At 44.6% G+C, this 22,016-nt stretch carries 20 protein-coding genes; 16 read left to right on the top strand and 4 right to left on the bottom strand.

What is annotated here, in order from left to right:
- Nucleotides 1-35: 35 nt before the first annotated feature.
- On the bottom strand, nt 36-875 hold the full coding sequence (locus AC6R05_RS21085; protein ID WP_500648527.1) for a patatin-like phospholipase family protein: 840 nt from the start codon (nt 873-875) through the stop codon (nt 36-38).
- 235 nt (nt 876-1,110) lie between these two features.
- Entirely contained in the window at nt 1,111-1,677 is a 567-nt protein-coding gene (locus tag AC6R05_RS21080; RefSeq protein WP_500648526.1) for a helix-turn-helix domain-containing protein, read from the bottom strand.
- 101 nt (nt 1,678-1,778) lie between these two features.
- Between AC6R05_RS21080 and AC6R05_RS21075 the strand changes: the two genes are divergently transcribed.
- From AC6R05_RS21075 to AC6R05_RS21060, 4 genes are all read left to right on the top strand, one after another.
- Nucleotides 1,779-2,972: a benzoate/H(+) symporter BenE family transporter gene (locus AC6R05_RS21075; protein WP_500648525.1), complete on the top strand. Its 1,194-nt coding sequence runs from the start codon at nt 1,779-1,781 to the stop codon at nt 2,970-2,972.
- Between the two features lie 178 nt (nt 2,973-3,150).
- Nucleotides 3,151-3,552: a hypothetical protein gene (locus AC6R05_RS21070; RefSeq protein ID WP_500648524.1), complete on the top strand. Its 402-nt coding sequence runs from the start codon at nt 3,151-3,153 to the stop codon at nt 3,550-3,552.
- A 54-nt stretch (nt 3,553-3,606) separates the two neighbouring features.
- Nucleotides 3,607-4,350: a HupE/UreJ family protein gene (locus AC6R05_RS21065; protein WP_500648523.1), complete on the top strand. Its 744-nt coding sequence runs from the start codon at nt 3,607-3,609 to the stop codon at nt 4,348-4,350.
- Nucleotides 4,351-4,368: 18 nt separating this feature from the next.
- Nucleotides 4,369-5,013 (top strand): transmembrane anchor protein, encoded by a 645-nt coding sequence (locus tag AC6R05_RS21060; RefSeq protein WP_500648522.1) that lies wholly within the window; start codon nt 4,369-4,371, stop codon nt 5,011-5,013.
- 214 nt (nt 5,014-5,227) lie between these two features.
- Here the strand turns inward: AC6R05_RS21060 and AC6R05_RS21055 are convergent, their stop codons facing one another.
- Nucleotides 5,228-6,583, bottom strand: a complete 1,356-nt coding sequence (locus AC6R05_RS21055; RefSeq protein WP_500648521.1) for a sensor histidine kinase — start codon at nt 6,581-6,583, stop codon at nt 5,228-5,230.
- A 17-nt stretch (nt 6,584-6,600) separates the two neighbouring features.
- Nucleotides 6,601-8,163: an HD domain-containing phosphohydrolase gene (locus tag AC6R05_RS21050; protein WP_500648520.1), complete on the bottom strand. Its 1,563-nt coding sequence runs from the start codon at nt 8,161-8,163 to the stop codon at nt 6,601-6,603.
- A gap of 397 nt (nt 8,164-8,560) precedes the next feature.
- Here AC6R05_RS21050 and AC6R05_RS21045 point away from each other — a divergent pair, with 397 nt between their 5' ends.
- Genes AC6R05_RS21045 through AC6R05_RS20990 form a run of 12 tightly spaced genes read left to right on the top strand, consistent with a single transcriptional unit; the run spans nt 8,561 to nt 21,894 of the window.
- Nucleotides 8,561-9,301 (top strand): hypothetical protein, encoded by a 741-nt coding sequence (locus tag AC6R05_RS21045; protein ID WP_253895506.1) that lies wholly within the window; start codon nt 8,561-8,563, stop codon nt 9,299-9,301.
- Nucleotides 9,298-11,424: an MFS transporter gene (locus AC6R05_RS21040; RefSeq protein ID WP_500648519.1), complete on the top strand. Its 2,127-nt coding sequence runs from the start codon at nt 9,298-9,300 to the stop codon at nt 11,422-11,424. Before AC6R05_RS21045 ends, AC6R05_RS21040 begins: the two co-directional genes overlap by 4 nt.
- Before the next feature lie 10 nt (nt 11,425-11,434).
- Nucleotides 11,435-12,433, top strand: a complete 999-nt coding sequence (locus AC6R05_RS21035; RefSeq protein WP_500648518.1) for an ABC transporter substrate-binding protein — start codon at nt 11,435-11,437, stop codon at nt 12,431-12,433.
- Between the two features lie 50 nt (nt 12,434-12,483).
- Nucleotides 12,484-14,538, top strand: coding sequence for a type VI secretion system Vgr family protein (locus AC6R05_RS21030; RefSeq protein WP_500648517.1), 2,055 nt, complete (start codon nt 12,484-12,486; stop codon nt 14,536-14,538).
- A complete protein-coding gene (locus AC6R05_RS21025) occupies nt 14,538-15,116 on the top strand; it encodes a DUF6931 family protein (protein WP_032552867.1) in 579 nt (192 codons plus the stop codon). Before AC6R05_RS21030 ends, AC6R05_RS21025 begins: the two co-directional genes overlap by 1 nt.
- The gene (locus AC6R05_RS21020; RefSeq protein ID WP_032552866.1) at nt 15,116-15,415 is read left to right on the top strand and encodes a PAAR domain-containing protein; all 300 of its coding nucleotides are present in this window, start codon (nt 15,116-15,118) and stop codon (nt 15,413-15,415) included. The genes AC6R05_RS21025 and AC6R05_RS21020 overlap by 1 nt, the downstream gene beginning before the upstream one ends.
- A gap of 40 nt (nt 15,416-15,455) precedes the next feature.
- Nucleotides 15,456-16,508, top strand: coding sequence for a hypothetical protein (locus AC6R05_RS21015; protein ID WP_500648516.1), 1,053 nt, complete (start codon nt 15,456-15,458; stop codon nt 16,506-16,508).
- Between the two features lie 14 nt (nt 16,509-16,522).
- Entirely contained in the window at nt 16,523-17,857 is a 1,335-nt protein-coding gene (locus AC6R05_RS21010) for a type VI secretion system protein TssA (protein ID WP_500648515.1), read from the top strand.
- A 47-nt stretch (nt 17,858-17,904) separates the two neighbouring features.
- A complete protein-coding gene (locus tag AC6R05_RS21005) occupies nt 17,905-18,429 on the top strand; it encodes an Hcp family type VI secretion system effector (protein WP_032552863.1) in 525 nt (174 codons plus the stop codon).
- A gap of 24 nt (nt 18,430-18,453) precedes the next feature.
- Nucleotides 18,454-18,957 (top strand): type VI secretion system contractile sheath small subunit, encoded by a 504-nt coding sequence (gene tssB, locus AC6R05_RS21000; protein ID WP_032552862.1) that lies wholly within the window; start codon nt 18,454-18,456, stop codon nt 18,955-18,957.
- Nucleotides 18,957-20,435 (top strand): type VI secretion system contractile sheath large subunit, encoded by a 1,479-nt coding sequence (tssC, locus tag AC6R05_RS20995; protein ID WP_150870119.1) that lies wholly within the window; start codon nt 18,957-18,959, stop codon nt 20,433-20,435. The genes tssB and tssC overlap by 1 nt, the downstream gene beginning before the upstream one ends.
- Before the next feature lie 34 nt (nt 20,436-20,469).
- Complete coding sequence (locus tag AC6R05_RS20990) at nt 20,470-21,894, top strand: type VI secretion system contractile sheath domain-containing protein (RefSeq protein ID WP_032552860.1); 1,425 nt, start codon at nt 20,470-20,472, stop codon at nt 21,892-21,894.
- Nucleotides 21,895-22,016 lie beyond the last annotated feature (122 nt).

The raw sequence follows: 22,016 nt of genomic DNA, 5'->3' as shown, positions 1-22,016 counted from the left end.
TGAATAGAGCCCAATCCTTTGTTTGGGCTCTTTTTTTAGCCGCTTTGAAGGGCTTTTTCCGCCGCTTTCAGACCCATCTGGTAACCTGCTTCTAGTTTGTCTTTGTCGGTTGTTAACCTGCCAACTTCAAAGGTGTCGTCGGGGGCGATCACCTCAATGGTACAGTCGTGTGGTGGGTTGTTAATGAATGCTAGAGTTTGATTATATTGATCGGCACGAGTGATCATTGCTTCAGCGAGTTGAGGCGTTTTCTTCAATAGTTTTCGAACTAGCCAAGGCGATCTTGGAGGTCGCTTTTCATAACCTTGTTTTTGAGAGAGGATCACGGTGATCTTTTTGGCACCACGGTTGTAGGCCTCGATAACCGGAATCGAATCAACAACCCCGCCGTCAATCATTCTACGGCCATCAATGGTCAGGGGAGTGCGGTAAGCCATAGGTACCGAGCAAGATGCTTTTAGCAACTCTTCAAGATTTTCTTCGTCTCCGCGGGTATAAACAGCCGTGCCGTTATCAACATCTGTAGTAACGACGTGAAAAGGTAGTGGCTGCTCACTAAATGCTTGCATGTCATAAGGGTAGTTTTGCGCGATATGATCCCAGAGCCAATCGAGCTCTAATAAGTGTCCACCTTTAGCAAATCTCTTGAAGTCGATGAACTCTGGTCGGCAAGAGTAATCAGATATGATTGTGTAGGTTCGACCGCGTTGATTTGAAAGCCAAGAGGCGATGTTGGTCGAGCCTGCAGATACGCCGATACAGAAATCAAAAGGGTTGTAATTGTGGTCTAAAAAGCCGTCCAATACACCAGCAGCAAAGATGCCTCTCATCGCCCCACCTTCTACGACAAGGGCATGTTTCATTTCTTGTGTCATGGTTCGTTTATTCCCTAACGTTTTATAATTATGTTCCTTCAATCCGCTCTTACTGGCGGAGTATTAGCTCTATTATTACTAAATTAGTGTTCTGATGTGTAGAGGCAATAGTCAAAAGAACCGAAATCAACGGCTGTTTCGATGAGATAGAATTCAGACAAGGATCAGGCAAGCGAGCGCTTAACTCGCTTTCCATTGGAGAACATAAGGAGAACGATTGTGGGGTAGAGTGATGCTATTGCTTGCTATCAGGGTAATGGATAACGTTATGAAATACAGCGTTGTCTTTTCCGATGTTTTTGTAGCCATGTATTTGATTAGCATTAAAACGCACAGCTTGACCTGCTTGCAACAAATGCCACTCTCCATCAAAAAAGACAGCCATCTCTCCTGAAATACACAAGATATGTTCGGTAACTCCCAAGTTATGTGGGTCAGACTTATGTTGGTACTCAGGTGCCAAAGTCAGTTCGAAGATCTCAAAGCCTAAAGCTGGCTCGAACGGGAACAATAAACTGACAAAAAAGCCGACATTGTACTCTTCACGCCTTAGCTCGTTAGCATCTCGAAATAGACTCGTGAGTTCATTGTTCGAGCCCGCTGTAATAAAGCTGGAAAATGAAACTTCGAAACCCGACGCTATTTGCCAAAGTTTTGCTACGGTTGGACTGGACTCTCCACGCTCAATTTGACCGAGCATGGCCTTGCTAACTCCTGTCGCTTGCGCTGTTTTATCTAGGCTCCAACCCTTCTCTTTGCGAAGGCGCCTTAGATTGTCACCCACCTTGATTTCTGATTGCATATTTTCTCAACAAATTTTTTCGATAAATAAGTTGTGCGCTATAGCGCACAAGTGCTAGATTGAATCTATGGACGTTATAACGCACATGGAGAACGATTAACATGACTAAGCTAAAATTTTCCCACGTTACAACCGGTTTTATTGCCGTTTTTATCGGTTATGCGAGCGCTGCTGCGATTATCTATCAAGCTGCGATGAGTGCCGGCGCAACGGACGAGCAAGTCGCATCTTGGTTCTGGGCATTAGGTATTGGAATGGGGGCTACAACGATTTTGCTCTCGTTTTACTATAAGAAGCCGATCGTAACGGCTTGGTCGACACCTGGAGCTGCGTTGCTGATCACTTCCCTTGAAGGGTTGACCATGAACCAAGCCGTCGCAGTATTTCTTTTTAGCTCACTGTTGATCACTTTGGTTGGGCTAGCTGGCTTATTCGAGAAGATCCTTAAACACATACCAACGTCGATCGCTTCCGCTATGCTCGCCGGTATTCTGCTGCAATTTGGTTTGGGTTTGTTTTCCTCTCTCATGACAGAGGTTGAGATTGTTTTGGTGATGCTTACCATGTTTATTTTGGCAAGAGCTTGGCTAGGAAACCTACTGATTCCGACGATTTTTGCGGTTGCTCTGGGAATGTGTATCGTCATGGGTAAGCTTGATTTGAGTGAGGTTTTCATTGGTTTGACGGTCCCTGTGGTTATGGTGCCAGATTTCGAATTCTTCTCATTAATAAGTGTTGGAATCCCACTGTTTATTGTCACTATGGCATCGCAGAATTTACCGGGGTTTGCGGTCTTAAAAGCCAATGGTTATCAAGTGGATTCCTCCAAGGTGATTACCACTACAGGGGTGACGGGTCTTCTGCTAGCGCCTTTGGGAGGCTTTGCGTTCAATCTTGCGGCAATTACGGGTGCGATTTGTATGGGGCCAAATGCGGACGAGAACCCCAAAACACGCTATATGGCAGGGATATCAATGGGCGTATTTTATCTTTTGGCTGCGGTCCTCGGTATGTCAATGGTGTCCTTGTTTAGTGCAGTCCCTACGGCGATAGTTATTGCGATAGCTGGCTTGGCCGTGATGCCGACCTTACTAAATTGTTTGTCAGTATCAATGGCGGATGAAAGCTATCGAGAACCCGCACTGTTTACCTTTTTGTTTACTGCCTCTGGTATCAACCTAATGGGGATCGGCAGTGCCTTTTGGGGATTGTGTATTGGTTTGCTTTGTTGCGGGCTACATGACTATAAAATGCGCTCGTGTCAGACGAACAGTACTTCATCAACACAAACATAAATGCTCGGATCTGGATAAGGGCATGAAAGTTTCTACAGCGAGTTGATTTCATTAACTCGCTTTTTGTATAAATCGCGTTATTTGCTGTGCAGAGACTTGAGGAGCGTTGATATTTTATTCTTGTTATAATATAACAGTTGCCACTCTCAAATGTTCTAACTCTAATGGAAGCCACAGCATGTTGTCGAAACTGTACAAACGGTTAATCAGTTGGTCGATGCTCGTCATCGTCGCGCTGGGATCGACCGCTTCTGTTATTGGTGAGTTTCGTTCCCATAGTCTTTTGTCTTATAGCCCTGTAGGACATCATCACCATGATGATAAGCAATACAGTGTAGCTCACCATCATGCCGTGGAGCATCATGCTATCGATGAGTCTAGTCAGATGGCAGAAGGACTTGGTTTTGTTTCACATCATGATGCGAGTAATCACCATCATGATAAAGGTCATTTGAAGCCAGAGTTGATGATCACAAGCTCTCAACTTTTGAGCATCGTTAGAGAACCTCGAATTTCTGGTGACCCCAATTACAGCCCCTTCATTTTAGATCGCCCTCCTATAATTTCGATATTCGCCTGATTTCGAGCTGCGTTGATACGCAGCTAACACAGTTCAATTTATATCGGAGTTTGTATGAAGCAATCCTCTTCCCATGCGGTGAAGTGGCTCAACGATAGCGTTGGCACTCACATAAAAAATGGGGCGGTCTTTTTCATTCTACTTTTCTGCACGTTACTAAGCAGTGATGCCTTGGCACACGCCGTTGCAGAGGGTGATAAAGGCTATATTCAAGAAATTACTGGGACACATATTGTCTCTTTCATGTACTTAGGAGCGAAACACATGGTCACGGGATATGACCATATTTTGTTCCTGTTTGGTGTGATTTTCTTCCTCTATAAGATGAAACACATCGCGCTTTACGTCAGTCTGTTTGCCTTAGGGCATTCATCGACCATGCTATTGGGTGTCTACTTCAATATCGGCATCAACAGCTACATCATCGATGCCATTATCGGCTTCTCGGTGGTCTACAAAGCGATGGATAACCTAGGTGCATTTCAGCGCTGGTTTGGTGTTCAACCGAATACCAAGCTCGCGACCTTACTGTTTGGTTTTTGTCATGGCTTTGGCTTATCGTCCAAGATCATTGATTATGACATTTCACCAGACGGGTTAATTCCCAATCTATTAGCGTTCAACATAGGTGTCGAAATAGGGCAGCTCATGGCCCTTGGCACCATTTTGATCGTGATGGGCTTTTGGCGAAGACATGCGAGTTTCTATCGTCAAGCCTATTCGGTAAACGTAGTAATGATGAGTCTCGGTTTTATGCTTATCGGGTATCAAGTAACGGGCTACTTTGTCGCTCAATAAATAGAAAAGGAATTATTTATGTACAATTCAGACATGCCAAACAGAGCCGAGTTACCCACAACTAAGCAGCTCGTTCGTTCTACTGCTATCGCTCTTGTTGTGGCGGTTGTGACTTTAGTTACGGTTATCTTACCTGCAGAGTATGCCATTGACCCCACAGGTGCTGGCAGAATGCTCGGATTGACCGAGATGGGAGAAATCAAGACTCAACTTGCTCAAGAAGCGGAAGCGGATAGGGTGCGCGATCAAGCGGTAATCGTAGCAACTCCTGATACAAAAGCTGAACCGAAGCCACGTACGGACTCTCAACAGCAAGCAAATACTGATTCTCAAGAACAAGCAAGCACAGCTTGGAAAGACAAAATGATGTTGGTACTAAAACCGGGCGAAGGTGCAGAAGTTAAGCTAGTGATGACAGAAGGACAAACAGCGACCTTTGCTTGGTCAGCCAAGGGTGGTCCGGTTAACTTTGATACTCATGGCGATGGAAATGGCAACGCGATCAGTTATGAAAAAGGTAGAGGTGTACCGAACGATGAAGGAGAACTGGTTGCAGCGTTCACTGGACATCACGGTTGGTTCTTTAGAAACCGAAATGACAATACCGTTATGGTGATCATTCGTACTAAAGGTGAATACTCGGCGATGAAGCGAATGCTTTAAGTTAGATAAAAGCTGTTAGGCAAGGCCTACGCAATCAGTAAAGGTTGAACTGATGAGTAGGCCTTTTTCGTTATTGGCACTAATCTACGCTTGGTAACACTGCTAGAGCGGTTAGCTCTCTTCTGCAAGATAACATTCTTAATGTAAGTGACTATATTAGCGTTAAGCACTAAACGTTGCTGAAATAACTAATATGGCGTGCTGATTAGAAAGGTTATTTAGAGGATGTATCTGGTAACCGTATTTGAAAGTGAGCGCCAACAGAGGACTCTTGTTCTACTACTCTAATATCCCCGCCAAGTTTGTGAGTGATTAGGTTATATATAATGGAAAGGCCCAATCCTGTTCCGCCATTTAATCGATTCGTTGTATAAAATGGAGTAAATACTTTACTAGCAACATTATCTTCAATTCCCACACCATTATCTTGATAAGATAGGACTATATCTTTATCGGATTCTATGGCTTTTATATAAATTAGATTTTTGTCCTCTTTACTTAATTCAAAACCGTGAATACAGCTATTGTTTATTAAATTTGTAAGAATTTGTTCAAGAATCCCTGTATTTAAACGTATGTTTAAGTTTTCTGATATTTCGAGTATGAACTCTACATTATAAGAAGCATATATAGGTTCAATGCTCTCAATTAATTCATTCGTTACGTTTAAAACGTTTATATCATCCACGTCACCATGGTGCTCATGAACAGATGTCTGTTTGAATTGTTGGACTAACTGAGCTGCGCGCTCTAAGTTGGAGCTCGTCATCTTATGAGCAGGGCGTATGCCTTCAAGGAAGTCAACAAAGGTGTTTTCGTCAAGCAACTGGTTGTTGTATGCATTCTCAAGTTGGTCAATGTGTTCCTCCATTACCGACAAAGCAGTAATCGCAACTCCAAGCGGTGTATTGACCTCATGAGCCACGCCATTAACAAGGTGACCAAGCGCTTCCATTTTCTCCATTTCTACTTGATATTTCTGCGATTGCTCTAAGTTTTTCAGTAGCTGTTTGATGTTTTCATTTTGGCTTTGAACACTCTGTTGAAGTTCTAAGCCTTGTTGTGTGTGCGAGTTAAAATGGTGATTCATCTCCGCCGACTTTATTGTTCTCCCAATGGCGAACGCAATGCTAATGGCGAATTGAATACTGGATTGGTCTAGCTTAACTCGGTGCGGTGCTTGCCTGAGTAGTATAAATCCAATCACTTCTTGATTCAGCTTTACAGGCACTAGATACGATTGGAAATAGACAAAGTCAGGAATCTTAAGCCATTGGCCCTTCATTGCGTTGGTATGGGTGTAGGCTAAGTGACTTTTGCTATGAATTTGCTCCAAAAATACGCGGTAATCTTCTGACTTAATAAATTGATTTTCAGTGACTTTTGTATCTTCTTTGCGTTCTACATAAACGCAGCTGACGTCATTTTGGTCCGTTGTTAGCCACAGGCTCGCATCCGAAAGGTGAAAAGCAGAATTGAGCAGATTAAGGCTTTCTTTAGCCAACGAGTCGACATCCCCAAGGTCGATGCTTGGGTGGTCGAGAAGGGCATTCAATTTCTTAGTTAACATATTGGTGGTTCAGCTCTTTAGTCTGCATCAGGATAGTGTTTGCGAATTTCCATGATTTCAGCAAAGTGCTGAATCGCAACATCAGCGATTTTAGGGTCGAAATGAATCCCTTTTTGGTCTTCGATGAGATCAATAATATCTTGGTCTCGCCATGCTTTTTTGTAAGACCGTGCAGAGCCAAGCGCGTCAATAACATCTGCAATGGCCATAATACGTCCCTCAAGAGGGATATCTTCCCCTTCTAACTGGTTAGGGTAGCCGGACCCGTTCCATTTCTCATGGTGTGAAAGTGAGACCATTGCACCCATCTGAGGAATCCCATAGTTGAGCTTGCTCAATAGGTTATAGCCAATAGTTGGGTGGGTTTTCATAATGTCCCATTCCTCGTCAGACAAGGCTGCAGGCTTATGTAGGATGCTCTCTGGAACGCCTATTTTTCCGAGGTCATGCATTGGCGCTGCGTGCTTGATGATTTGAACGTGCTTCTTACCCAAACCGAGTTGTGTTGCTATGAATTCGCAGATCAAAGCCACTCTCAATACATGAGCACCGGTCTCTTTAGAGCGAGTCTCTATCGCTTCGCTGAGCATCAACATCAACTGTTGTTGAACTTCCTGAATCTCATGGTTAGACAATAGGTTCTTGAAGACCAAAACAAAGTTAGAAGTAAAATGAGGTAGCAGGCTGCTTACGCCTCTGGATATCGGCTTTTGGAAGTCAAAACCAATAGTAATATGTTCGAATTCATTGATTTTTAAGCAATGAAGAAGCCTTTTGTTGTTTACATCAATAATGGGCTTATCTGGTTTTGTCGTCGGCAAATCTACAATGAAGTCTTCAACGGCATTAATCGACTCACCTTCGAATAGCTCGTTCTCATCGGTGATTAAATACTGTTTTTTAACTGGTTGTGCGTAAGGCATATGGCTTTCAATATTGATAGCCAGCTGCAATTGGTCATGTTTTAGGAAGCGTTTTAACTCAGAATGTGCTGCACAAAGGAAATCTTTCACCTCTGAATGAGCCAAAATGGTCTCAGTTGAGGACAGTAACTGCTCCAACCTCTTCTGGTTGGAGGAGATAATTCGGATGTCTCGATAAGCACGAAGTGCCGTCAAAACAGAAGTTTTGAGACGCGTCGCATTTAGCTCAGTTTTATTTTTGTAGTCATTAATTTCATAGCCACTGATGACTTTTTCTTCAGGAGCTTGTCCAGGTTGTCCCGTTCTCAGAACTAATCGTATCTGTTTGTTGTTCTTTACTTCGCGAATCCAATGGATTAAATCAAGGCCTGCACTGTCTGTTTCCATCACCACATCGACCAAAGCTAGCGCGATATCTGAGTGATGATCCAATATTTCTTTTGCTTGCTGTGCCGAAGACGCAGAGAGGATTTCTATAGGACTATCTTGGAATTTCAAGCCTGTTAGCGCCATTTTCGATACAGCAATAACATCTGGCTCATCATCAATAAGTAGTACTTTCCATGGACGAATTGTTATTTTTGAGTCGGGCTCTGCCATGATTTTCGGGGAGCTTTCTTTCCCTTTCTGACTCACAGAAAAAAGAGAGTTGGGCATATTGTTATCCTTAACATTGAGAGTGCGGCTTTTAACTTAGTTTTGCCGTTAACTTCAATCAAGCTTTTTTAGAAAGTCAATTTTTGCGATTGGATTCAATTAAAATTTAGAACCTATTGCCACAAAATCAATTTTATCCGTCACTTAGTTTGACCAATATTCGTTTTACACCTAGTAATTAAGAGGTTGTTTTATTGTTATTCCATTGTTAGGTTAAATATTAAATTATGTATGTTTTATAAGAAATAACTTGTTTTGATTATGAGTTGCCCGAAATTAAAGCAATAGAGTATTTACTTAATTCGTGATTGGCAGTACTTCTTCATCAGAGGTTTGGAAGATGAGAGCATTTTTTGAAGTCCATTTAAGGTTAGTGATTACAGTATGGATAATCCTAATGTCTGTATTAGGGCTTCTGTATTTGATGAATTACATGAAGTTCGACAGTGTGATGTCGAATGTTGTTTCATCGAAGCTTGACGTTATCTCTTCTTCATTAAAAACCTCAATGGAACGTGTCGATCGCATGGGGATACCATTTGAATCGGCAGATAATCTTAAAGACCAGTTTAATCACGCTCGAACTCGTGAGCCAGATGTAACGGCTATTTCGCTGGTGGACCATAACGGTGAACTTTTGATTCACTCTTCAAATACTCAAGGTACACATGTCCCTCCTGAAGTGCTGCGCAGAGCACTAACTTCAAATGAAGTACGTTGGTCGTACAACAACGATGCTCAGCTATACAGCGGGCTTCAGACTTTCGATAGTTTTGGAAACCTTTCGGGCAGCATAGTCATCGAGTACGACAAATCTGCGCTGTTTGGTGTTTACGCTCTAGTTAAATTGCACCTCTTAGAAGCAACGGTCGTCATTTTCCTGACAACAGCTCTGATTGTTTTTTTAGTGGTAAGGCTAGGCTTCGGTGATGTTGCGGGTGTTATTGATCTTATCCAGAAATATTCCAAGGGCGATAAACAGCTTTTAGATAAAGCGCCACCAGGCACTATGAGCCAGACATTTGCCGATCAGATTAAACAGAGTGAGAAGATGAAAGCAGAGGTGTCTGCTGAATTAGAAAGATTAAAAGAGCTTTCAAAGAAGCAGGAGAAACAAGACACCGAGGTAATTAAATGAGTAGAGTTCAAACTATGGCGGGCCTAATCAACAAGCGCCTAATCTGGATTACTATTGTCAGTGCATTTCTTGCCTCTTTTCTAAGTGCGGCTTACACCTTGGTTGAGTTCAACTTTTCAATCAAGCCTGAACTTCTTAAGAAAGCGAATGCTATTGCGCAGAACATTCAAGACGATGTTGAACTCGCGATCGATGTCGGTATTCCTTTTGAACAAATAAAAGGGATGGACGCATATCTAGACAATACGCTTACAACCTACCCAGAGTTAACCTTTGTTGCGATTACGCAGAATGAGGATGTGCTTTATCGTTCAGGTGCGGTCGAAGCGCTTGATCCAACTTACGCGGTGGCGTTTGAAAAAGTCTCGAATCAATATTTGTCCGCTACTTTTTTGGAGCGATTGATTGTCGTCTTCAAAGAGTTGCCAAACTTGCTACCTTCTTTGTTTAGTTCCGACAACGCTCAAAGCGATGTCTTTCAGCTCGCAATTCAAGGTGCGGAAGAGGTGTCAGGTCGCGTATACGTGGGCTTGAGCTCAACTTTTGTTCAGTCTCAACTGACGGATATCTTTTTCGACATCGCGATTGTACTGATCGCAGTATTGCTGGTTTGCTTCGAAGTAGTGATGGTCGTGGTGATGTTTTATGTATCAGGGCCATTAGAAGAGTCTGAGTCAATACTAAAGCGTCAGGTCAAAGGGGACTTTTCCGTTAATGAGAGAACCAGTTCCCACGGTGTAATTGGTCTGTTCTCTCAGCGTCTAAACGAAGACTCTAAAGATCTCCAGTCTCGCTTTAAAGCTCTGTTTTCTCGATTTATTTCGTCGAAATCTGATGTCGACGGTCATGCTGAATCAAATACGGTCACTTCCAAGTTATCAAGTATCTCAGAGCGATTTAGCTTAGAGAGTAAACTCGGCTTTCACAAAGGCAACATTGTTGATGCCCGAATCCCGCTCTTTGTTTTCTCGTTTGCAGAAGAGCTTTCAAAATCTTTCATGCCGCTATTCGTGAATGAGTTTTATAAGCCGACTAGCTGGATTTCAAAAGATGTGATGCTTGGTCTGCCAATTTCCGTCTTCATGTTCGTGATTGCAGCGTGTACTCCATTTGCTGCCAAGTGGGTTGATCGTTGGGGACAGAAGCAGCTCTTCTTACTAGGTTTGATTCCAGCGATTGGTGGTTATTTCGGATGTGCCTTTGCGCAAGACAGCATGGATATCGTGATCGCTCGTGGTGTGACGGCCTTTGGTTACGCGATTATCACCATCAGCTGTCAGAGTTATATTGCAGCTGTTATCACTCCTGAAAATCGAGCAAAAGGCATGTCGATTTTTGTCGGTGTATTAATGACGGCAACGATGTGTGGCACAGCTTTAGGCGCAATCATTGCTGACCGTATCGGTTATCAGCCGGTGTTCTTACTCTCGGCATTATTGGCCGCATTTGCAGGCTTCTTAGCATGGCGCATGTTTATTGGCGATGTTTCTGGCGATAACGCTAAAGGTAAGGCAGCAGCTAAGGGTAGTGTTTTACTGTTGGCTAAAAACTTGCGCTTCATGGCAGTGATCTTGTTCTGTGCTATCCCAGCTAAGATTGTGCTAACGGGCTTCCTATATTTCTTGGTTCCTCTTTATCTCGTGTCTCTCGACGCTAGCCAATCGGAAATTGGTCGCGTCATGATGATCTACTCATTGGTGATCATTCCGTTGAGCCCTATAGCTTCAGGCATTGCGGACCGCACTCAGAAAACAAAACAGCTGGTAGTTTTGGGCACCTTGCTATCTGGAGCAATACTCATCTCGATGTACGGTGATGATTCAATATTTAAGATCTTACTGGCCGTAACACTCATGGGTATTGCGCATTCAATCTTGAAAGCGCCACTTATCGCTTGTGCACTTGAAGCATCAGAAGCGACACCTGAAGTTGGACGTACTGAAGTACTTGGCTTACTTCGTACATCAGAGCGAATTGGTAGTGTTATTGGACCAATTTTGGTGGCCTCACTGTTGATCAGTTACAGCTTTGGTGAAGCGATGACCATAGTAGGTGGTGGTATTTTCCTAGCAGGTATTGCCATGTTTATGATTCTTAGAATGCCAGAGCGCACAGCGCAGTAGGGTCGTCATTATGAATAAGATAATCACACTGCTCATCGCCCTTATTGTCTCCAGTTCAGCACGCGCTAAAGAGCCGAAATCTGTTTATATGACAGTTTGGCGTGGTTGCGAGGAGGCGTGCCAAGGATTCTTTGACTATATTAAAACCAATAACTTACCGATCGAAGTTACCTTAAGGAACGCAGACCGGGATAAAACGAAGTTGGCAGAGTTTCTTGAAGAGGCGAAAACCCTCTCTCCAGACTTGGTTGTGACGTGGGGAACCAGTGTCAGTAAGGCAATTATTGGAACCCGAGAAGAGTTTGGAAACAAGACTAAGTTAGGTGACATACCGGCTCTATTTATGATTGTGGCTGACCCTGTAGGTGCGGGCATTATTGACTCCCCACAAACGTCAGGCCGTACGCTAGTCACTGGGATTCGAAATCGAATTGATGAAGAAGTACAGATCCGTGTTATGCGCGAATACTTCCCTGTGAACAAGATAGGCGTGGTGTACTCCACAGCAGAGCTCAACTCCAACTTGAATACCCAAAAGCTACAGAGCTTAGAACAGAAGATGGAATTTGAAACCTTGGTTGAGACTTACGAGCTTGATGAAAATGGTAAACCGTTGCCTGATCAGTTTGACGCTAAGATGCAGAAACTTGTCGAGCAAGGAGCCGATGTAGTGTACGTCGGTTCAAGCTCTTACAACCTAGCGAATCGTGATGAGTTCACAGCGGCTGCTGTTGCTCATGGTCTGCCTGTCGCATCTGCTTACGATTCAATGGTGACAAAATCGAACGCATTGATCTCGGTATCGAATAAATACTATCGAGTAGGACAACTCGCAGCGAACCAAGCTGAGAAGGTGCTTTTTGAGGGCGTAGAGCCGGGATCTCTACCTATTGCTGAATTAAGCAGCTACTCAATATCGATCAACATGGAAGTAGCAAGGAACATGTCTATCTTCCCTCCGATTCAATTGCTGCGGTTTGCCGAACTGGTAAACGCGGACATGAAGTAAGGATCGAATATGCAAGGATCGCACTACACACTGAAAATTGAGGAGGTTCAATGAACGAACTGATTGAACCTCAAGGCAGTTTATTGGTGGTCAAAAACTCAAAGAGTAAAGAGTTTGTCGCTTCTGAGTTATCAGTCTCTGAAGCCGTTAGCGACGAATATGAGTTTCAGGTCACGGTATTGTCGACCAGCTCTAGCGCCGAAGATTGGATTGGTGAGCCGATCGACTGCAATTTTTACACTGAAACCGGTACAAGTCGCAAAGAAGTACGAACATTTAAAGGCTATGTGGTAAAGGCTCAGGTGCAATCGCAACGTGTCGATTCATCGTATTTTGGCGTCAAGCTGACCGTTCAGCCTTGGTTTTTCTTGCTCAAACACTCTCGTCAGTGTCGTGTTTTCCAAGAGGCGAGTGTACAGACGATCGTTACCAACATCTTTGATGACTTGGGTTTCAAAGGCGACTATAGCGTCAAGAGTATGCCGTCGACTAAGCGAGAATACTGCATTCAATTCAACGAATCTGATTTCGATTTCGTCACTCGATTGCTGGCGGAAGAAGGTGTGCACTATTACTTCGGTAAAGACAGCAAAGCAGACACCCTCTATTTGCAACAAGCTTCTAAACCATTTGCTTCAGACGATAGCGTCACTGTTGATTATGCGGCACAACCGTCGGGCGATTATGAGGTGCTTGATACTTGGCAACGAGAGAAGCGTTTCCACAGTGCTTCACTCGAAATTGCTGGTTACGACTATAACCAAACCAAACTGGTAACGAGTAAAGCGAAGAAATCGAAATATACGCTATCGAACAACTCAAAGCTTACCGAGTATCGTTACCCGTCAGCAAGCCCTGCTGGTAGTTACACCGACTTAGCCAGTGCTTTGGTTGAAAGTCAGCGCGGTCAATTGGACTCTTCATACGATAGAGCTTATGCCAAAACCCAATCATCAGATGTTTGTGCAGGGCACTTTCTAAAGTTAGCGGGTCATTCAGATACTACTCAGAAAGGTAATTATCTAGTCTCTGAGCTGCGCTATGAGTTTGATGAAAAGAGTGGTGACTTAAAGGCTGAATTAACCTGCATTCCAGAAGACCAAGTCTTTTATCCAGCCGGAAAAGACAAACCTGTTTTGCATGGTCTGCAATCTGCTTTGGTATCAGGTAGTAAAGATGGTGAGCCAGCGAATGACGCTTTAGGGCGTGTAAGAATTAAGTTCCATTGGGATCCTGAGAGCGGCGATAAAACCAGTTGCTGGGTGCGTGTTGCTCAAGCAATGGCAGGCAATGGATATGGTGCTCAATTTTTGCCTCGCGCGGGTCAAGAAGTGCTGGTGAGTTTTATCAATGGCGACCCTGATCAACCAGTGATCGTTTCAAGTGTTTACAACAGCAAACATAAGCCACCTTATCCAACCGCAAACACCACTCAAAGTGGCTTGATGACGAAGTTGGCTGGCAAGGCGAATGAAATCAAACTCGACGATAAGAAAGACAATGAGCTGTTTGCTGTCAATGCCGCAAAAGATATGACGCGTGACATTGTTAATGATTACACCGAAACCGTGGGCGGAGAGTACAAGTCGACAGTCACTAAAAACGTCACGCAAACCATTGAACAGAAAAATATTCTATCTGCTAAAGAAGGTATCGAGCTTTCTACAGATAAGTCGTATGCCCTTAAGGCAAAAGAATCTATTACCGGAGACGGTAAGACGATCACTCTAACTGCGGATGACACCCTGACTCTTAAAGTGGGCAGCAGCAAGATCGTGATCAGCAGCGATAAAATCGAATTATCCAGTGGCACTGTGGCTATCAGTGGTAGCTCAAAAGTCTCGCTAGATGGCGGCAGCCTTAGCCAATCGGGCACCTCAGTTAGCATCTCATCAAAAGGCTCTTTAAGCGCTAAGGCCAGCACATCGATGTCACTTAGTGCATCTACGAGCTTTGCCGCGAAAGGCAGTACTGGAGCCAAGATTCAAGGGCTTAACGCAGAGTTAAAAGGGGACGTTACCGCCAAGGTTTCTGGAGCAGCAACCGCTGAGATCAGTTCATCAGGTCAAACTGCCGTGAAAGGCACAATAGTGATGGTGAACTAATGAAAAAGATCCCGTACAAGAATTCAGCTCAGATACTTGCTCATTTTGAATTATCAGAAGAAGCAAGCGCATTGGTAAACGGAGAGACGTTACCAACAGAGGCGATCGCTAAGTTGCAAGAAGCTGGTTTGAATATTGACCTCACCAACTACCTCGCACACGCGTTGCCAATGCGAGAGGCGGTTTGGTGGTCGGTACAAGCGACGTTGTTAAGAAAGGCTGATTTAACTAACCAAGAGCTGAAGCTCATTAACGAGAGTGGCAAGTGGGTGAAAGAGCCCAACGAAGCGGCGCGAAGACACATTGAAAAGACATTAGAGCCTCTGCCAAATGAAAGCTCAGCGAGATGGGTAGGTCAATCCGTATTTTGGAGTGGTCAAGGCAGCATTGCACCTGCAGATTTGCCTGTCGTAATGCCTGCCGATCTTCTTTACGCCAAAGCTGTGGCAGGCGCTGTAAACACAGCCGCCGCTTTACCTGAATGGTCTGGGTATAAGGCTTATTACAAGAAGGTGTTCAGCAGTGCCATCGACATCGCCAATGGTGGCTCTGGAATGATTAGTGAAGGAGGCCAATGATGCCGTCTGCCGCAAGATTAACTGACATGCACACTTGCCCAATGCAAACACCGGGTACTCCGCCAATTCCTCATGTGGGAGGGCCAATTGTAGGGCCGGGCGCAGTCACTGTACTGATATGTAAATTACCAGCGGCAAAAATGGGGGACTCGCTGGTTTGTGTAGGACCACCGGACAGCATTGTAAAAGGCAGTGCGACGGTTCTAATCAATAGCACTCCGGCTGCACGAATGGGCGACACAACAAGTCACGGGGGCAGCATTGTTTTTGGTGCTCCGACGGTTCAAATAGGTGGGTAGTTGAAAGGACTAACTATGAAGATGGTGAGTGGAGGGAACGATGCCAACGCATACTCTTGAGGGAGTTATTTCTCAAACAACGTTTTGGGACAATGACCATAAGCGCGAACAGATAGAAGAACTTGTCGAGCAAGCGAAGCTGGCTAACCCCAAGCTGCATGCTTTTATGCTTAATCTTACTCGTAAAGTAAATAATGAGTCAGGTAAGGCGATTGCCTATAACCGTGGGCCTTTGAAAACGCGTGAGCGTATCGCGGCGAAATGTGGCATCACTAACTGGGATGACCCTACAACAGATAAAACGCAGGGTGTTAAAAAGCCTTTGGCAGTAAAGGACATCGCTCGTGCAACGATTGTTTTTAGCACTATCGCTCAGATGTTCGCATTCCGAGACTATATTTACACGACACCTGAATATCAGGCGATCAAAGACAAGCAATCAGATGCTGTGAAAGATCTCTGGGAAAAAGAGATCCTAGACCAATACAAAGACGTGAAGTTTTTCTTACAGGTAGAAATCGACTTTTCAACTAAGGTCAACAACGTACCTACGCCTAAGAAAACGATCCCTCATATTGTCGAACTTCAATTAAACGTGAGTCAGATGGCTTGGGGTAAAACCTATGGTCACGCTTTCTACAACCTTTCACGCCTTGCTTATATCGATGGTAAGCAGAAGTTTGTTTGGGACGATACGAATTGTGTCATCACCGTTCCTGCTGATATTTCAGGAAAAGTAGCGAACAAGCTAAGAACGGCTATTACTCACTGTCGAAGTATTGCCTGTGGAGAGCAGGACGTACTGTTGGCTGCAAGCATCCTATCCAAGATGGTCTCAGCGAAATTCAAACTTCCTTCGTCTAAGGAGTGTGAATCGTTACCGGCGGCTCAACACTACAGCTACAAGAATCGTAAGAAACCTCTCGTGATTCAATGTGGTCCTTATGATTACAAAAAAGCGGCTAATCAAGACTCTAGTAACGCGCAAGCTTGGGCCATTTCGTTTTTGGCAAGCTTTATCTGGGCGAACTTCACCAAGTCTCAGCATAAGCCTGGTGTGACGGGTACAGCAGCCAATTGGCATGCGAAGTAGTAAGGAATCAATGAATGTTTGAAGATTTGCTGACACCGATTTCTGATGAAGCACCTTGTGGTGAATATCTAAAAGATAATCGCTCGCTGTTTCGTGGCTACCGTAATGAATTCAATATGGCGCAGTCGTCATTTCGTCAGCTAATGGAAATTCCCGATGCTCTAGAAGATGCAGAGCTAGTGGATGCGAATTTCGCGAACTGGCAAAAGTTGTCGGACACCTGCTATCAATGTCTGAAAGAGAATTCGAAAGACCTTGAAATCTTCTCGTGGTTCACCGTTGCTCAGTTGTTTGGGCCAGAGCCGTTCCAGAACTTGTCGAGCTCGCTGAGAACTATGGAAAGCGTGGTCGAAAAGTACTGGGACACGCTAAACCCGGTATTACCAGAGAAGAAGCGTAAAGGTGACACTGAACAGCAACAAGCGGTTGAAGTGGCAGAGCACAGAATCAAACCTTTGCTACAGTTGATTGGTGATACCGCAGAAAGTGGTTTGTTGTACATGCCGCTTCAAATGTTAGCGCTAGTGGGTGATATCGATTACGGCAGATTCTACAAGAATGAAAAAGACGGCACTTTAGCAACATTAAAAGCTGAAGCGGTGTCGGCTCTGGCGAGTGAAAGAGGCGAGGTTGAAGCTCGTATCTTGGCACTGGGTGAGTCTTTAGAGGCGCTAACTCAGCTTGAAACATTGATTTCAAGTAAGTGTGGTGACGTCGGTGCTCAGGCTCTGAGTTTCCGTTTTGTTAAAGAGTCTATTGAGCGATTAATTTCAGCACTTCGATACCTTGTTGGGGAACAGTTTGCTCATTGGCCACTTGACCCTGTAGTCGAAACGCCGGCTGAACCAGAGCCTGCGGAAGTATCATCAGCAGTTGACTCCGCTGTTGTAGATGCTGTCGCGGAGTCACCGACCACGCCCGCTGTATCTCCAGTTACTGTTGCAGCTCCCGCTGCTCTCAGCTCACCTGCAATCGCGACTATGGCAACAGCCAGTGCAGCAGCGACTCGTGAACAAGCATTGGCAGATCTGCAGGTGATTGCCGACTACTTTTTAGAGAATGAACCACACAGTCCAATTTATTTACTACTTAAACGAGCGATACGTTGGGGAGGAATGTCATTACCAGAATTACTCGAAGAACTGGTCGGCGATAACAACGCCGTACATCAAAGAATCGAACATCTAGCTGGACTTGAGAGTGCTGAGCATAAAGCAGAACTCAAAGCGACAGCGGTACCACAGCCTCAAGTGGTCATGCCGCAGGAGACAGTTCAGGAAGAAGTGAAAGCGCAGGAATCGACCTCTACCCCAAGCTCTGATTCAGGGCTCTCCAATATTGAGTGGTAGCGGTTACTAACAGTCAAAAATGACAAATCATAGAAAAGGGAATAATCATGGCTTCTATTTACATGCGAATTGATGGTTTAAACACGATTAAAGGTGCAGCAACAATTGGTGATATCGGTGGTAAGAAAGGCTTCTTCGCTATCGATAACATGAGTTGGGGTGCAAACCGTGGCGTAGCTGTTGATGTTGGTAACGCAAACAACGCCGACAAGGGTATGGTTTCACTGGATGCAATCCATGTTTCTCGTACATCAGACGGTGCGTCTCCTCACCTAACGACATTCCTATTCGCACCAGGTGCAGAAGGTAAAACGGTTGAAATCCTGCTGACTAAACCATCTCGTGATGGTGCGGGTGCAGATCCATACCTTGTATTAACTCTAGAGAAAACTCGTATTGCTAGCTACAACATTCACGGCTCTGATGGCCAGCTACCAGTAGAAGATTTCTCACTGACATACACCACGCTGACTAAGGTTTACTACCAAGAAGGTGACGGCGGTAAGATCGAGAAAGGCGATACTGTTAAGTTCGATTGTACCACAGGCAAACTTGAGTCTAAGGCGGCTTAATTTTGATTAACAGGGAGAAGTAACGTGGCTTTAAATTCACAACACAAACGTGTTAGCAAAAACCGGGTAAGTATCACTTACGATGTCGAAACCAATGGTGCAGTAGAGAACAAAGAACTGCCGTTTGTTGTCGGTGTTATTGGGGATTTTTCTGCGCATAAAGAAGATCGTGAAGATTTAGAAGAGAGAACGTTTTACCAGATCGATAAAGATAACTTCGACACTGTGCTTAAACGTGTAGGCCCAGAGCTAAAGTTGAAAGTAGACAACACGCTACAAGATGACGATAGCCAATTTGAAGCCGCTTTATCTTTCTCTTCAATGAAAGACTTCGAGCCAGATGCGCTCATCGAGCAAGTTGAACCATTGAAAAAACTTGCTGAAACACGTCAGCAACTAAAGACACTCCTTTCAAAAGCGGATCGTTCTCGTGATCTAGAGAAGCTATTGAAAGAGGTACTACAAAGTGCAGATCAGATTAACGCACTTTCTAGTGAGTTGGGCGTAGAAAGCAAAGGAGATGAGTAATGAGTTCTGAACTAGAAAGCCAAGCGGGTGGAGAAGCAGAAGCGGCATCGGCGAGTCTATTAGACAGAGCGATTGCAGCGACTAACCAAACCCCGGCTGATACAACCAAAGAACTGTTCTCCGTACTGGCAGAGCAGGCTCTAAGCGGCACTGTTACCTGGGATAAAAACGTTTCTAAAACGATAGAAAACGCGATTGCTCAGATCGACCAACAGATGTCTAAGCAGCTTTCACAAGTGATGCAAAACGATGAGTTCCAAAGGCTAGAAGGCTCTTGGCGCGGATTGAATAAACTCGTGAAAGAGAGTGAAACCGGTCAGTCGCTTAAGATCAAACTGGTCGACTTTACCAAAGATGAACTTATTGAGCAGTTTGAAGATGCGCCTGCAGTTGATCGTAGCCCGCTATTCGATGCGCTTTATCAGAAAGAGTTCGGCACGGCTGGTGGAGAACCTTATGGTGCACTAATTGGTGACTACAGCTTCAGTCATAAAGATGAAGACGTAGCGCTACTGAGATACATGGGTGAAACAGCGGCAGCAAGCCATGCTCCTTTTGTTGCAGCAGCTAACCCTGAAATGTTTGAGTTTGATTCGTTTGAAACCTTCGATGAAGGTAAGCCAGTGGCAGCTGGTTTCGACTCTCCAGCGTACGCTTCTTGGAACGCTTTCCGTGAAAGTGATGACGCTCGCTACGTGGTATTAACTATGCCTCAAACGCTTGCTCGTCTTCCATATGGCGAAAAAGGTCTGGCAACTAACTCATTCAATTATGAAGAGCTAGCAACAGACGCAGAGGGTAACCCTAAACCAAGCAATAATTCAGAGTTAGTTTGGTCTAACGCTGCTTTTGAGTTTGGCTTGAAAATGACTCAAGCTCACACGCAATTTGGTTGGTGTACAGCAGTTCGTGGCCTAGACAATGGCGGTAAGGTTGAGAACCTACCTAACCTGACGTTTAAGTCTGATGCTGGTGATATTCAGCAGCAATGTCCGATCGAAGTTAACTTGACTGATGAGCGTGAGAAAGAGCTGAGCGATCTTGGATTCTTGCCTTTGGTTCACTACAAAAACACCAACTACGGTGTGTTTATTGGTAGCCAAACGACTCAGAAGCCAAAAGTTTACACCGATCCTGATGCAACCAGTAATGCAGCGATCTCTGCACGTATCCCTTACATCATGGCAAGTAGCCGTATCGCACATTACCTAAAAGTAATGGGCCGCGATATGTTGGGCTCGAACCTAGAAGCAACGGATATTCAGAAGCAGCTGCAAACGTGGATTGATCAATACACGAACTCTGGTGCTGTTGGTAACTCTGAACGTTCTAAAACGCCACTGTGTGAATCTCAGATTCAGGTTGTGGAACAGCCAGGTAGACCGGGTGCGTACTCTGCTGTCGCTCACCTAAGACCGTGGTTGCAAATGGAGGAATTAACCACTTCTGTCCGTATGGTAACGAAGATCCCAGGTTAATCTGGAACAACAGCAAGCACGAATGGATTGATGGATGTTTGATGAGAAGCTGCAAACGGAGTTTTGCGAATTGAATAGTGAGGACAGTGCGTATCTGCATGATGCGCTCTCTTTGCTATTCCATATTGATGCAGAGATGCTAAGTGATACTGGTTTGTTATTCGCCGGTGTCACTCGCCTCATTGCGGAGATAGATCGTCGTATTTCAGAGCAGCTGTCTCACATCATTCATCATCCTAGTTTTAGTCAATTGGAGGCAACATGGAAGGGCGTAGAAACCCTTGTCATGCTTCCAGTTAACTACCAAAAAATACGAGTTAAATTGTTAGATACCTCGTGGGGAGAGCTTTCTCATGAGCTTAATAACGCCGTCTCTTTAAAGAGAACCAGCTTATATAATTTGGTCGCCAACAGAGAGTTAAACACTTCTGGCGGTCAGCCTTTTGGCATGATAGTCGTCGACCATGCTATCTCAATGGATGTCGATGACGACTATGATGATCTCTACACATTAGAGCTATTAGCCTGTCTAGGCGAGCTCTGTTTGTGTCCTTTTGTACTGTCTCCAGAAGATAACTTTTTTGGCGAGAGTGGCCCTGACTGGCTATCTGATACCAATCGAATAGAAAAGATCTTAGATGGACCGGATTTTGTCTCTTGGCAGCGTTTAAGAAGTATTAGCCAAGCCAGATTCATCGCTCTTGCGATGCCACGTGTTCGCTTGCGTGAAGCGCACTCTTTTTCATCTTCTCGTCGCATTGTTTTTTCTGAATCAGCACAGATGCAAAAGGGCTTGTGGGGCAGTGCAGCTATGTTGTTTGCCTCGATTGCGATGCGAGAATTTAATCGCATCAATTGGTTTGGTTTTATGAAGTCGCGCTGGCAAGACAAGTTGATCGGCTCATTAGTGAATGTCCCGCAAAATGGCGTGGGCACGCCTGCAACATTCACTCCAACGCCAGAACTCAACATATATACCGAGATGGGTAACTTCTACGCAGACCAAGGATTTATTCCTTTGTGTCATAGCACCACCACCGATAAGTATTTCTTCAGAGGTAATCGTTCTATTTGGGATAAGGCTCGAGATGATGCCGACCTTGTCGCAGGCCAAGTGCAAACTACACTGATGATCTGCCGCATCGCTCATTTCTTGAAGGTGCAAATCCGCGGCATGATCGGCAATTTTCAAAGTGCAGAAGAGTGTGAATTGTATCTGAACAACTGGCTGCAAAAATACACCAGTAACTTGTTCAATGCCGATGAAGCAACGCTTGCAAAATTTCCACTTAGTAAGAGCCGCGTAGAAGTGAAGCAGGTGAAAGGTGAGAACGATCGTTACGTGTGTAATGTACTCGTTCAGCCCCAGTATCAGTTCGATAACGTGTGTGGTGAAGTATTGCTTTCAACAGACCTTGGCACGGAAGAGTCATTGTTTGCTTCTGGAGGCCGCGCATGAGTTTCTGGAAAACCTTTGTTAAGAAAAGCAACACCAGCTCGGATCGAGATGATCTGCTCGAGTCTATTCATTATCAATTGACGACGTTACTCAACTCGGAAGCGCCAATGCGTTTGATTCCG

The sequence above is a fragment of the Vibrio sp. R11-SG3-ISO9 genome, assembly GCF_059834255.1.
The sequence above is the reverse complement of the archived record's forward strand: the minus strand, read 5'-3'. Positions and strand labels throughout refer to the sequence as shown.

Coding starts and splice junctions, on each gene's coding strand:
- AC6R05_RS21085 (WP_500648527.1), bottom strand. CDS start 875: ATGACACAAGAAATGAAACATGCCCTTGTCGTAGAAGGTGGGGCGATG.
- AC6R05_RS21080 (WP_500648526.1), bottom strand. CDS start 1,677: ATGCAATCAGAAATCAAGGTGGGTGACAATCTAAGGCGCCTTCGCAAA.
- AC6R05_RS21075 (WP_500648525.1), top strand. CDS start 1,779: ATGACTAAGCTAAAATTTTCCCACGTTACAACCGGTTTTATTGCCGTT.
- AC6R05_RS21070 (WP_500648524.1), top strand. CDS start 3,151: ATGTTGTCGAAACTGTACAAACGGTTAATCAGTTGGTCGATGCTCGTC.
- AC6R05_RS21065 (WP_500648523.1), top strand. CDS start 3,607: ATGAAGCAATCCTCTTCCCATGCGGTGAAGTGGCTCAACGATAGCGTT.
- AC6R05_RS21060 (WP_500648522.1), top strand. CDS start 4,369: ATGTACAATTCAGACATGCCAAACAGAGCCGAGTTACCCACAACTAAG.
- AC6R05_RS21055 (WP_500648521.1), bottom strand. CDS start 6,583: ATGTTAACTAAGAAATTGAATGCCCTTCTCGACCACCCAAGCATCGAC.
- AC6R05_RS21050 (WP_500648520.1), bottom strand. CDS start 8,163: ATGCCCAACTCTCTTTTTTCTGTGAGTCAGAAAGGGAAAGAAAGCTCC.
- AC6R05_RS21045 (WP_253895506.1), top strand. CDS start 8,561: ATGTCTGTATTAGGGCTTCTGTATTTGATGAATTACATGAAGTTCGAC.
- AC6R05_RS21040 (WP_500648519.1), top strand. CDS start 9,298: ATGAGTAGAGTTCAAACTATGGCGGGCCTAATCAACAAGCGCCTAATC.
- AC6R05_RS21035 (WP_500648518.1), top strand. CDS start 11,435: ATGAATAAGATAATCACACTGCTCATCGCCCTTATTGTCTCCAGTTCA.
- AC6R05_RS21030 (WP_500648517.1), top strand. CDS start 12,484: ATGAACGAACTGATTGAACCTCAAGGCAGTTTATTGGTGGTCAAAAAC.
- AC6R05_RS21025 (WP_032552867.1), top strand. CDS start 14,538: ATGAAAAAGATCCCGTACAAGAATTCAGCTCAGATACTTGCTCATTTT.
- AC6R05_RS21020 (WP_032552866.1), top strand. CDS start 15,116: ATGCCGTCTGCCGCAAGATTAACTGACATGCACACTTGCCCAATGCAA.
- AC6R05_RS21015 (WP_500648516.1), top strand. CDS start 15,456: ATGCCAACGCATACTCTTGAGGGAGTTATTTCTCAAACAACGTTTTGG.
- AC6R05_RS21010 (WP_500648515.1), top strand. CDS start 16,523: ATGTTTGAAGATTTGCTGACACCGATTTCTGATGAAGCACCTTGTGGT.
- AC6R05_RS21005 (WP_032552863.1), top strand. CDS start 17,905: ATGGCTTCTATTTACATGCGAATTGATGGTTTAAACACGATTAAAGGT.
- tssC (WP_150870119.1), top strand. CDS start 18,957: ATGAGTTCTGAACTAGAAAGCCAAGCGGGTGGAGAAGCAGAAGCGGCA.
- AC6R05_RS20990 (WP_032552860.1), top strand. CDS start 20,470: ATGTTTGATGAGAAGCTGCAAACGGAGTTTTGCGAATTGAATAGTGAG.